Annotated in this window: 9 protein-coding genes; 3 read left to right on the top strand and 6 right to left on the bottom strand. The window is 56.1% G+C overall.

The annotated features are described in order from the left end of the window. The first annotated feature begins 117 nt into the window (after positions 1-117). Positions 118-1,413 (top strand): ParB/RepB/Spo0J family partition protein, encoded by a 1,296-nt coding sequence (locus C7378_RS16210; protein WP_131999038.1) that lies wholly within the window; start codon positions 118-120, stop codon positions 1,411-1,413. Between the two features lie 374 nt (positions 1,414-1,787). Here C7378_RS16210 and C7378_RS16205 read toward each other — a convergent pair whose 3' ends face one another. The 5 genes from C7378_RS16205 to C7378_RS16185 all read right to left on the bottom strand — a co-directional run bounded on the left by C7378_RS16205 (position 1,788) and on the right by C7378_RS16185 (position 6,885). Then, positions 1,788-4,430, bottom strand: a complete 2,643-nt coding sequence (locus tag C7378_RS16205) for a TerB N-terminal domain-containing protein (protein ID WP_165876854.1) — start codon at positions 4,428-4,430, stop codon at positions 1,788-1,790. Positions 4,431-4,676: 246 nt separating this feature from the next. Then, positions 4,677-4,889 (bottom strand): hypothetical protein, encoded by a 213-nt coding sequence (locus tag C7378_RS16200; RefSeq protein WP_131999034.1) that lies wholly within the window; start codon positions 4,887-4,889, stop codon positions 4,677-4,679. A 39-nt stretch (positions 4,890-4,928) separates the two neighbouring features. Next, on the bottom strand, positions 4,929-5,393 hold the full coding sequence (locus tag C7378_RS16195; RefSeq protein ID WP_131999032.1) for a hypothetical protein: 465 nt from the start codon (positions 5,391-5,393) through the stop codon (positions 4,929-4,931). A 20-nt stretch (positions 5,394-5,413) separates the two neighbouring features. Then, entirely contained in the window at positions 5,414-6,571 is a 1,158-nt protein-coding gene (locus tag C7378_RS16190; RefSeq protein ID WP_243648313.1) for a HigA family addiction module antitoxin, read from the bottom strand. Positions 6,572-6,588: 17 nt separating this feature from the next. Beyond that, positions 6,589-6,885, bottom strand: coding sequence for a type II toxin-antitoxin system RelE/ParE family toxin (locus C7378_RS16185; protein WP_131999028.1), 297 nt, complete (start codon positions 6,883-6,885; stop codon positions 6,589-6,591). Positions 6,886-7,483: 598 nt separating this feature from the next. On the opposite strand from C7378_RS16185, the gene C7378_RS16180 reads away from it, so the two are divergent. After that, the gene (locus tag C7378_RS16180) at positions 7,484-7,831 is read left to right on the top strand and encodes a PadR family transcriptional regulator (protein WP_131999026.1); all 348 of its coding nucleotides are present in this window, start codon (positions 7,484-7,486) and stop codon (positions 7,829-7,831) included. Continuing rightward, positions 7,828-8,577, top strand: a complete 750-nt coding sequence (locus C7378_RS18015; RefSeq protein ID WP_243648309.1) for a permease prefix domain 1-containing protein — start codon at positions 7,828-7,830, stop codon at positions 8,575-8,577. The genes C7378_RS16180 and C7378_RS18015 overlap by 4 nt, the downstream gene beginning before the upstream one ends. On the opposite strand, the gene C7378_RS16170 is transcribed toward C7378_RS18015, so the two are convergent. After that, entirely contained in the window at positions 8,518-10,806 is a 2,289-nt protein-coding gene (locus C7378_RS16170; protein WP_131999024.1) for a TonB-dependent receptor, read from the bottom strand. The two genes, C7378_RS18015 and C7378_RS16170, sit on opposite strands and share 60 nt — an antisense overlap. Between the last annotated feature and the right edge of the window lie 301 nt (positions 10,807-11,107).

Genomic DNA, 11,107 nt, shown 5'->3' with positions numbered 1-11,107 from the left:
CACGTCATAGACGCTCTACAGTTAACAATTCCACGACGTTGTGAAATGGCACGTCGTAGACGTCATGGACTGCTTCTGAAGGACTAAAGATAAGTTGAAAACATCCAACGCGAAGGAGTGCATCCGCTTGAGGAAGCACTGGCCTTTCATGCGCTCTTGCATACAGATGGATTGCAGTATGACATCAACAGTCTGGCGGCGAAGGCCGGTAAGAGTGCGGCCTTTATCGCTCAGAGATTGAAGTTGGTGGAACTCCTGCCGTCCATCGCGGAAGCGTTTCTGGCCGACCAGATCGGTGTCGGTCATGCTCTCGAAATCGCCAAGCTGCCACAAACGGAGCAGCAACGCGCCTTCGATTCTGCTTTCCGTACCGTATGGAACGGCGGCAAGGACTCCCGTGTGGTGCTGCCAGTGCGCGACTTCACAGCATGGATTGAGCAGAACATCTTGCTCTCGCTCGACTCCGTTCCGTTCGACAAGAACGACGCAACGCTTGTACCGGAGGCGGGAAGTTGCGCCGAGTGTCCTAAACGCACCGGGTTCAATACCCTGCTGTTTGGGGATGTGAGCCACCGCGACCAATGCACCGACGCAACCTGTCTGAACAACAAGGTCGGTAAATTCGTGGGACGACAGATTGAGGCGGACCCGAAGCTGGTACAGATCACCACCGCCCACGGATCGCGCGATGACGGCGCTGTACTCCCCCGGAACCGCTATGTTGCACTGCAACTCACCAATCCAGCGAAGGTAAAGCAGCCGCTCTCGCCTTACCAGAAGCCATGCAAACACATGGCCGAGGCGATTGTGGTGGACGGCGCAGAGCGTGGGCATACGGTCAAGGTGTGCGCGGAGCCAGGCTGCGCCGTACACTTCGCAAACCGTCACACCCCCGACCCGGCGCAACTGGCGAAGGAGCGGGAACAACGCCGCAGGGAGCTTGAGAGGCACAAGCTCGAAACCACCGTGCGTCACCGTGCATTGGCGGAAGTGCTCAGGAAGGTAGGCGCACCGCTTGACCGTGCCGACCTTGCACTGATTGCAAACGCCATGCTCGAAAAGACCGAACCATTGCGCCGGGAAACACTGGCGCGGCGGCACAAGATGGTAGAGGGTTCTGCCAGCGAAGTAACGTACCCGCAGGTGCAGAAGGCGCTACAGCGGCTTTTGCGGCAAATGGACGAGAGCGGACTGTCTAAGTTCATCGTCGAAATCGTCTTGCTCGGCAGCGTCGAATCGGCCTCGCAGGGAGAGACTGATGTGCTGACCGCTACCGCCAAGCGGCATCGTGTGGACGTAGCAAAGGTCCGTACAGCCGTGGAAGCGGAGTTTGCAGCCAAGCAAGCGAAGGCAGAAGCAAAGCAGAAACAGCCTGTCAAGAAAACCACCGCGAAGGCAAGTAAAGCAGCCTAATTCCACTGCATTTCATTCGGGCGTCCGGCATCGGCTGGACGCCCTTTTTTGCTCCGCAAATGCCCGTCTTCCCACCCTCTTGTCGGTGCTCCTGCTTTCGCAGGAGAGCGTTTCTACCCACCCGACGGGCTGAAGATGCGCTCTTTCCTTTGACGTTGTGGGGGTGTGCAGAACCTGCACACCCCCCTCCGATTCTGCAATGGCCATGCGCCCGCTTCAGCCTTACCTTCGCTCCAGTCATTGCAACGGGGAGTGCCACTCACCGAAACGCAAATGAAAGGAGCACATGCAAACACTCATTCACATGAACCGTCCGCGCCTTCCGGCGCTGCGCACGCACTGGCGGAGGTGGCTCGCACCTTCGCTGTTCCTTCTTACGACGGGGTCGAGAGTGCCGGAGACTCCAATGGGTGTGCGCGCTGACTGCCGCCGTACAGATGACTATAGAGCAACTGCGGCTCTAGTCCGAGAGTCTTGTATACCTGTTCCAGCAGTTTCACTTCGGTGGCAGCAATGTTTCCGTCCACCGTTGCCAAGGAAGATAAAGCCAGCGCCAATTGCATCCTCCCGTCCGCCGTCAGACTCGAAAAACGCGATGTAAAGCTCGCCAGAGAAATTCCTTGTCGAACCTGCAGCTGGTATTGGGCGCGCAATCGAGTACGCAGGTCGAGGTGAAGATGTTGCCAAGATGCGATCATCGCTTCGACTGCCGCAGCTTCTTCTTCGCTGGCATGGCCATCTGCCAGAGCAATGCACGCCGATAGGGAAACAGTCAGCGATGCCTTCTTGTATTCATTTGTGGTCCGATCGGAATCGGACTGGGATGTGAGGCGAAAGAGAACAACCATTTCCAAAGGCTTTGGCCGGCGCGCTCCTGCAAGAATGTCGGGTTCGAAACCGACGAGAGTGCGGTTGAGATTCGCAACAATCTCCGTAATCTTCGCAAGCGCCGGATCTCCCACGTATCCAAGTCCTCGCAGCAGCGATTCAAACGTTACCGGCTCCATTGGATCAACAAGGGAGGTCAAGAATGCTTGCCAGCGATCTCTTTCCGTGGGTGGCCAGAAGCTCAGAGGGAGATTGAGAAATGCCTCGAGCGTTCCTGCCTTCGCTGTGTTTCGTCCAAGATAGCGACTGTACCCATCGATCATCTCCGTGCTTTGTTCGACTACGGCCTTAAGCGTTTGCTGCGGTGCGCTGAGAGCGGCGACATCGGGAATCCCGGAAAACTCATACTTAATCTCCGGTTCCAGGTGCATGGGCCAACCAGGTTGATACACCAGCTTGAGCTTGGTCTTGTTGGCGGGAACTATGAGCCCGTAGCCAAACTTCTCTCGATAGACAACAGCGAACGCCGCTTCAAATTCCAGCGGGCATCGGGCGGCGGGCGTTCTCAGATAAATCGTTGGCTCCGCGTAAGCCCAGCGAAGAGCCCACTCCGCTGGAATCGGTCTGTCATCCCTCATGAAACATCCGATGCCATACCGCACGATGAAAGGGAGTTCGTAGGTTCTAACCCATGCTTTCGGCAACTCTGGAACAGAAGTTCCATCAAAGGCGCGTGCTGCCGCAAAATCTGACAGGCGCAGGCAGCACTGTGTCACACTCCCTGGCTTCTCTTTAAAGAGGTCCCCAAGGCGATGTACTTCTTCGAGAAGTTGCTCTAACTCATGTGTGGGAGGATTGGAAACACTCCCTTGAATGAGATCCAGAACACGCCGCTCGATACCGTAGAAATACAACATTCCAAAACCAGACTCGATCGAAGACGAAGCACCTTCGGCGAGCCAATCGAGATAGCGCGAACGCTGTTCCGGGTTTAAAGAGGGATAGCTGAAGTAGTACCCAGCCAAGTCCGACGGTGTGGAAGCTGTCGCTTTTGCTGCTATCCAAGGATTGAGAGCATAGTGCTCTTCGGAGTTGATGCCCTTCCCGACATAGACAAAGCCATGAGATAGGGTGTGGCCTTGAATTTGAATGGACTCGCCTCTCGTGAGCCATCGCAGATCCTTTGATCTTGCTGCGCGCTGTGCAACAGGGAGTGCAAATTCCGTCATTGGATGAACAATATCCGAACCAATTCTGACGGAGACCAACGCTTCCGAATGCCGTGGGTTTGTCTCCACCGAAGCGGAGACGGGTCGGTTTCCTCCCGTTGGTGCCGGAGGAGGGCCGGGAACTACGCGGCCAAATTCAACATGAACGAGATCTGACGCCGCCATAGCATTTGGCGCTATCTGTTGCAACATCGGTTTTGCACGAGATTTGCTTCCTCCCTGTACGAGCTGTCTGGTCAACCAGGAATCGTAGAGATCGTGGTTTTCATAAAAATCCTGAATGATTGACTCGTCAGAAACGCGGTTGGCACAAACGGAACGACACTCACTGAGCAAAGTTGAGAATCCGTCTCGCATGGATCGAGCGCCAGCCTCCTCCAAAGTTCCGATCATCGAGTTCGCTCGATTTATGTTGTGACGAATTGTCTCGTTGGAACCGAACTTCCATAGCCAATAGCTAAAGCCGACCTTTGTTGCAACCTCATCACGTGTGCTTTGATGTAAAGCCAGAGCTTTACCAAATGCATCGGTCTGTTCAGCAATGTACGTATCAAACCAATGTTGGCGATAGAGTGCCTGCATCAATTGACGTTCCGTATCGCCGGAGAATGGAGGGGCAGGATGATTAATTGGGACAGCTTTTGCTGACGCTGTGATTATGGCAACCGCCCGGACGATGGCGCTTGCAGACTTGGGACCGACCCCTCGCACTTGCGAAACTCGATACTCGTTCCACCCTTGCAAATCGGCAACCGACCAAATGCCCACATCCTTAAGGGCCTGCAGGCGCAGACCAGTTGTGTGCTTTTTCATCTCGTCCAAGGGAATCGCCTTGAGACGCGCCGAGTGAACTTCTTGAATGTATTGACTCGACGAAAGCTCCATCTCATTCTGGAGACTTTGTCGCAGGCGGTGCGACTCTGTGTCCAGTTCCTCAAGAGGCGACAGGGCTTCCTGCATCCGCTTTTTCACCCTCGACGCGGACGATAACCAATACGCAACAATAGTTCCTATCGCAAAGAGCAGGAAAAACAGTAGCAACAATAACATGGAAGAGAACCTGCTTTAGACAATATCAGCATCTCCTCGTACCTACGGCAGTACGTACCATGAAACGCGTCCACTGCCCTGAGGAACCAGATATCGTTGCTCCGCGAACTGACGGAAGTGCTGCTTGAGTGGCCGCGAGCGACTGCGTTACCGTTTTCAAGGGCGCAGTCGCTTGGCTGCTCTTCGCACAGCTTCTACGCTTGTTTTGCCCGTTTCCGCCCGCATGGTCGCGAGCTTTGCATTTGGCGAAAACTCAGTAATTGGTTTTGGTAAATTCTTGTTGAAGGTATCCCCACGCTTCTGCTGAATCTCGCCAGCCTTCGGTGGGTTCTTGTCGCGATGACGATTATCTAATCCGGGTTCCTTCATGGTTGTCCTTTCTTCGTGCCAGACTAAGTCGGTCAAGCGCTAAGCGATGGCCGCAAGCGCCTCAATCTCTTCCAGGTCAAGCGTAAAGTCGAAAACCATCTGAAGATCTTCCCCCGCGTTGTGGTTCTGGTTGTAGCTGTCCACATCCCATTTCAGTTGTCGGCAGTCACCCACAATCTGCTGCCGGCGTTGCTGGAAGGCAATCTCCATGTGCTCGCGTGGCGCCGTCCGCATATCCGCCCAAAACGCCGCCTGTCTGCCGTTTCGCTCCACGGTCGCAACATGCTTTACGCGGACACGACGACCTTGCGGATCGGTGATGTGCTCTTCGCGCATTGCACGGGCGATCTCCTCCGCACAGCGGTCCACCACGGTCGAACGCTGCGGTTCCCATAGGCCCTGTTCGATGGCCCAGAGTGCGATGTCGTGCGCAGTGGCCGGAAGAGGATTCCCTGCGTCCTCGTACTTCTTCACTATGCGCTGGAGTTGTTCGTTATAAGACATTTTTTCCCTCAGAGTTGAGATCAAACCGCAGTCGTCAAAAAGCTGCCAAAACCATCTGTCAGCGCCGCCTCAGTCACAATATGGCGCACCTTCGCCAGCATTTCCCGGCTGTGAGAATACGGAATCGCCTTGCGATGCTGAAGCTGGCCGACCACGATGCCCTGATGAACATTCAATCGAGCGGACAAGCCTTGAATCTTGGTTTTGGAGAAAAGAGGCCGGACCCTCAAGATAAAATTGTCCAAATCACTTTTCTGGATCGAGAAGTCAGCGGCGAACTCATCCGCACGCTTTTCAATTGCGGGCTTTTCTTCGACCGTTCCAGCGCCTTCTCCCACCAGGTCAGTATCAAGTAACCCTCCATCTTCCAAGCCGTCCTTATACTTCACATGTGCGCACTCGTGTAACACCGTGTGCCAAAACCCATCGATCCGATCAAAGCGCAGCGATACCGCGATCACTGGAGACTTCTCATTCAGCCATAAACATGCGCCATCAATTCGGGTTTGCGGCAAAGTTTCAACCACAAGAAACCTAACACCCGCATCCGCCAGGACTCGTGGCACCTGACGCGCATCTTCAGGATCGCGCAGCATATTCTTAAACCTCGCAAGAGCTGATGCGAACCCCATCTCCGAGAACGGCTTCACATCTACCGCCTGTGCGAGTTGACGCGCCCGAAAGAGCCAAGCCTGCTCTGCTGGGCTATGTTCGGCATATGAGGTGGACTTCCGAGCCGCATGCGGCAACAACTGCGGCTGCTCATCAAGAGACTTGATATGCAAGAAGTCCAGCACACTCTTCTCCAGAACATCGATGTTCTCGGTCGGCTGAATCCAATACCGCCGCATCATCTCCTTTACCGGAGCCTTCTCGTACAACTTCGCCCGTCTTGAAACGGAATTACTGCCGTCCTGCTTGACCTGAGCGAGCCGGTACGAACTTTCAAGGTTCATCCAGAACTGCGCTCCAGTATTGAAAGCCTCTCCCAACCCCTTTGCCGTTTCCGGCGTGATTGCCCGCTTGCCGGCAATCAGCTCACTTACCAAGCGGGGAGGACGCCCGAGAATCTCTGCAAGTTCCACCTGGCTCCATCCACGCGCTTCGATTTCCTCCCGAATGAACTCACCCGGAGGAAACACCTCAGCCGGAGTTCTCTCCATTACCTCCACGATCATCACCTCTCTTGCTTCATTCAGTGGTAGTCCTCGATGCTAATCACCGCTACGAGCTTGTTGGGAGCCACCCCTTCAAACTCGATGATGAGCCGCCACTGTTTGTTCAACCTCATCGAATGCTGGGAGCTGCGATTGCCCTTCAATTTCTCAAAATGCAATGACTTCAAGCTGTAGAAGACCCGTTCGTCTGGGGCTGCCCGGATGACCTGCATACGGTTCCGGTAAGCCGTTACAATCGCTTGGGAAAAGCCAGCGTCGTATGTCGGGTCCGTCTCCAGCCGGTCGAGCTTTGGGTCTTTGAAGCGGACGTCCATGCAACTACTGCCTCTCTTTGGCTCCAACGCCAGTATACATGAATTACAGATAGTGTAATTCGGAAATATAGAATATTTGAATCCGGCAAGGCGAAACTGAATTGGAATGAAATGAAGCCCAGAATTGGGGCGCAAATTGGAGCGCGCTTAACGAGTACGATCTGTATGTTACTGATTCCTAAAGGTGCTTCGGTATCATCCGCGCCGCATTAAGTCTTTTAGAATCAGTTTATAGCGGCCCTCATAACCCAAAGGTCGTAGGTTCAAATCCTACCCCCGCAACCAATCAAATCAACAATTTACAAAAGTCTAAAACTACCGGCAGACTCCCAATAGCAAAAATCGGGACTCTAGGCGCTCGCTTTCATCGGCTTGAGCACCCCTTCCAACAACCTTTCCATTCCCTTCGCTCTTCGACTAATATCTCGACTTTTCCATCCAGACGCTCATCGTCCTCGCATGGAGGCATGCCTGCTGCGCTGGAGCCGCAGGCAGGATGCTACACAGTGTGGCAAAACATTCACCTGTTGCTTTCCCAGTGGAGCTATGGCATTCTCCTTTTGGTAAACAACATGAAAGCTGTACGGGATGATGTCGCGTGAAACAGAAAAGAGATGTCCCGCAGGGAACGCTGGCGCTCATGGTCCTGAAGACCCTGGATGTGCTGGGGCCGCTGCACGGGTACGGCATAGCCCGGCGCATTGAGCAGATCAGCGGCGACCTGCTTTCGCTGAATCAGGGCACACTTTATCCGGTCCTGCTGAGGCTTGAGCAGGAGGGCGCCATCGCATCGGAGTGGGGCGCGTCAGAAAACAACCGCCGTGCTCGCTTCTATGGCTTAACGCGTGCCGGACGAAAATTGCTGGCAGCCGAAAAGCAGGACTGGGAGCAGACCGCCGCGATCATCGCACGGTTCTTTGAAGTAAACGCGCAGGATCTGGCATGAGAGCCACGAAACGGTTCTTCACGCGCCTTCGCAATGTCGCGACGAGGCGCGGCAGCAGCGAATGGCCAGGCGACGAACGGCTCAGGGAAGAGATGGAGTCGCATATCGCAGCCCTGACAGAAGAGCACGTCCGCGCGGGCATGGCTCCCACGGAAGCACGCCGTCACGCCCGACTGAAGTTCGGTGCAGTGGAGGCGGTTCGGGAAAACTACCATGCTGAAAAGAGCCTGCCGTTGGTGGAAAATCTGCTGCAGGATGTTCGCTACGCGCTTCGCATGCTTCGTAAGTCTCCCACGTTCACACTCGTAGCTGTGGTTACGCTGATGCTGGGCATTGGAGCGAACGTCGTTGTCTTCGGTGTGCTGAATGCAGTCCTGCTGCATCCGCTGGACGTGAGAAACCCGCAGAGCGGCTGTCGGCCGTCCCATTGCCCTGCTCGGCGCGGGCGCGGCGGTAGGCCTGGTGGCAGGTATCTTCGCCAGCAGGCTGCTTCGGCAGATTGTCTATCAGGCAAATCCGCGGGATCCTCTGGTGATAGGGGGCGCAGTGCTGACAATGGCGCTGTTGGGGATTGCAGCGTCCGCCATTCCAGCCCGGCGCGCGCTGGCCGTCGATCCCTCCACGCTCATGCGGGAGGAGTAAAGACGGCAGGCTTGAACAGCGCTCCCCGACTCACCTCGCCTGCCTCAAAACTCCATGGTCAGCGTCAGCCCCCAGCTGCGGGGCGGCGCTACGGCATTACCTGAGAACATTCCTGCAAAGTCGATCAGGTTGATGCGGTTGTTCAGGTTTTCTCCGTCTGCCTGCAGGCGCATCGTGGTGTGGTTCTTCCTGTGCCACTCCGCTCCCATTGAGGCGTCGAAGGCAAGCATCGGATCCACTCTGCCGCGGCTGAAGTTCACCCGGTTCACGAGCTGCGCTCCATACTGCGCCAGCGCCTGTTCGCGGGTGCCATCGAAGTCCACCGGCAGTCCCGAGCCGTACTCCATGCCCGATGCAGCCCAGAGTCCCCGAGGCAGATGCACCACCCAGCGCGTTCGCACCGTATTCCGCTGGTCCTGGGAAACCCATAGCCGCCCGCTGGTCTGGGCCAGCGCCTGCGTAGCGGAGTCGCCGAGGAACAGACCACCCGTAACCGGAAGAAACGCTGATCCAACCATGTAGGAGTAGCTGGCGTTGCCGGAAACAATGCCCCAACGCGGCACGCTGATCTTAGCCTCCGCGCCATAGATTGAAGCCCGGCGAAACGCAATGGGAAAGCTGATCGAGGTATCGAGCAGCGGGTTGTCATCCGCAAAGTTGCTGAAACGGCGGACATAGTAGTTCGCATCCACCCGGATTTTTTCGAGCAGGCCCTTGGTTACACCAGCCTCAAAATAGTTTCCAAGCGAGGGTCGCACAGGCTCACGCAATACCTGCGGGTCAAGAGAAATCACCTTTGGGGAACTCGAAAGCAGCAGGTTCTCAAAGGCAGGCGTCTGAAAAACGCGATCGTACGAAACGTGCGTCATCAGGGCTGCCTTGCGGAAATAGCGCGAGATCGCCAGGCGTGGACTTAATGCGTTCTGATCGACCACCAGCTCATAGTTATCCCATCGCAGCCCCGGCGCGATCGTCCATGCACCGAGGTGCGCGTTGTCCTCAATAAAGACCGCCTGTTCGCGATCCCTGCCACGCTCGAAAAAGTCAAAAGCACGTGGGGTGCCGGGGTCAAACTGCGACGGATCGGTAATCTGATAGTTGAAGCCCTCGTGAAGGTTCATGAAATCACCCTCCACTCCGGCTTTAAACTCCTGCCGCCCGTGCTCGAGCGTAATCGTTGCCTTTCCGTATCCTTCGCGAAAGCCGCGATCCTGCCCGGCAATGATAGGCGTTGAGGCAGCATTGGATGACAGCAGCACGGTGTCATCACGCACCATTCCTCTCACGTCTGTCAGCACGGCGGTCGAGAAGATATGCTGCCACGCAGCTGTCCCCATCGTTTCAAGCGTGCTCCGGTGCTGTGACTGACCGGCCGCCTCCTGCAGCTGCTCATTCGGCACCTGCAGTCGCGCAAATTCGTGCCGTACCGTAGCGGTCAGCCGATCCTGGCTTGAAAACTGCCGCTCGTAGTCTCCTGAGAAGCTGCCAGTAGTCGCGTTGTTGGTATAGTTCTGGAGCACAGGAGGGTTCTCGAACCAGTCCGTATAGGCGCCGCTCGCGCTGACTCCAGCGCTATTCTTTCCCCAGCCGTAGTCGGCAGCGCCATAGCCGTTGGCGGTCGCGAAGCTCCCGCCAGCGAGCATCGCTGTCCCGTGCAGCCCCCTGCGCAGATCGCGCAGCGTGTTGACCTCGATCACGCCTCCCATTTTGCGGCCATACTCGGCGGGAATGCCTGCGGTATAGATAGCCACAGACTGCACATCGGAAGTTTCAATCTGCGATCCAAATCCGGGCGAGCGATTGTCCGTCAGGGGAATGCCGTTCAGCACGAACTGCGTCTGGTATTCCGAGCCGCGAGGGTGCAACACTGCATTGCCCTCATACAGCCATCCTGGCTCTTCATTCACCAGATCGACCAGCCCGCGCCCGGGCAGCGAAATCTGGCGATCTTCAATCTGCCGTTTGCCAATGCGATTCACGGCTCCGGCAAGTTCCGGATCGAGCAGCGTCTGCGAGCCACTCACCACCACGGAGCTCTGTGCAGTTGCCGGTCGCAGCGTAATCGTCAGCTTTTCAGGGAGTGCCGAGTGGATGTCCGCCATCTGCGTCACCGGCCCAAATCCCGCGTGCTCCACCGTCACCACATACTCCCCAAACGGAAGACGAGGCACAATCAGGTCGCCGTGCTCATCCGGCAGCAGACTCTCATGAACTCTGTTTGCCTCGCTGACGATCGTTACCTGGGATGGGAGCGCCAGTCCCTGCGAATCGCTTATATGCAGGCGCAGTTCGCCGGTGGAGCTCTGCGCGTGCAGAGCCGGCGATCCGGCCATCCCCAGGCCACACGCCAGCCAAAGCACCAACGCTCTCGCACCTACGCGCAGGAACGCCTTCCCTTCTTCTCTGTCTGAACGATGGGCCCGCAATATGTTCATGTAGAAAACTTTATGACGCAAGAGCGAACTGGAAAGCCGCACACTGGCCGAGAACGCTCCGCAACATCAGCAACACTCTCTCGTCTGCCCGCACGGAAGAACATCTAAAGCGTCGGAATCACATCTGCTTCGCAGCGCTGCATATATTTAGCTTACTATCGTACAAACACCAATCAACCAGGACATTGGGAACTGAAAG

The organism is Acidipila rosea (assembly GCF_004339725.1).
Classification (GTDB): Bacteria; Acidobacteriota; Terriglobia; order Terriglobales; family Acidobacteriaceae; genus Acidipila; species Acidipila rosea.
The sequence above is the reverse complement of the archived record's forward strand: the minus strand, read 5'-3'. Positions and strand labels throughout refer to the sequence as shown.

Excerpts from the sequence above, each read along its gene's own strand:
- C7378_RS16185 (WP_131999028.1), bottom strand. The coding sequence starts at position 6,885 with ATGGACGTCCGCTTCAAAGACCCAAAGCTCGACCGGCTGGAGACGGAC.
- C7378_RS16190 (WP_243648313.1), bottom strand. The coding sequence starts at position 6,571 with ATGATCGTGGAGGTAATGGAGAGAACTCCGGCTGAGGTGTTTCCTCCG.
- C7378_RS16170 (WP_131999024.1), bottom strand. The coding sequence starts at position 10,806 with ATGGCCGGATCGCCGGCTCTGCACGCGCAGAGCTCCACCGGCGAACTG.
- C7378_RS16200 (WP_131999034.1), bottom strand. The coding sequence starts at position 4,889 with ATGAAGGAACCCGGATTAGATAATCGTCATCGCGACAAGAACCCACCG.
- C7378_RS16205 (WP_165876854.1), bottom strand. The coding sequence starts at position 4,430 with ATGCAGGAAGCCCTGTCGCCTCTTGAGGAACTGGACACAGAGTCGCAC.
- C7378_RS18015 (WP_243648309.1), top strand. The coding sequence starts at position 7,828 with ATGAGAGCCACGAAACGGTTCTTCACGCGCCTTCGCAATGTCGCGACG.
- C7378_RS16195 (WP_131999032.1), bottom strand. The coding sequence starts at position 5,393 with ATGTCTTATAACGAACAACTCCAGCGCATAGTGAAGAAGTACGAGGAC.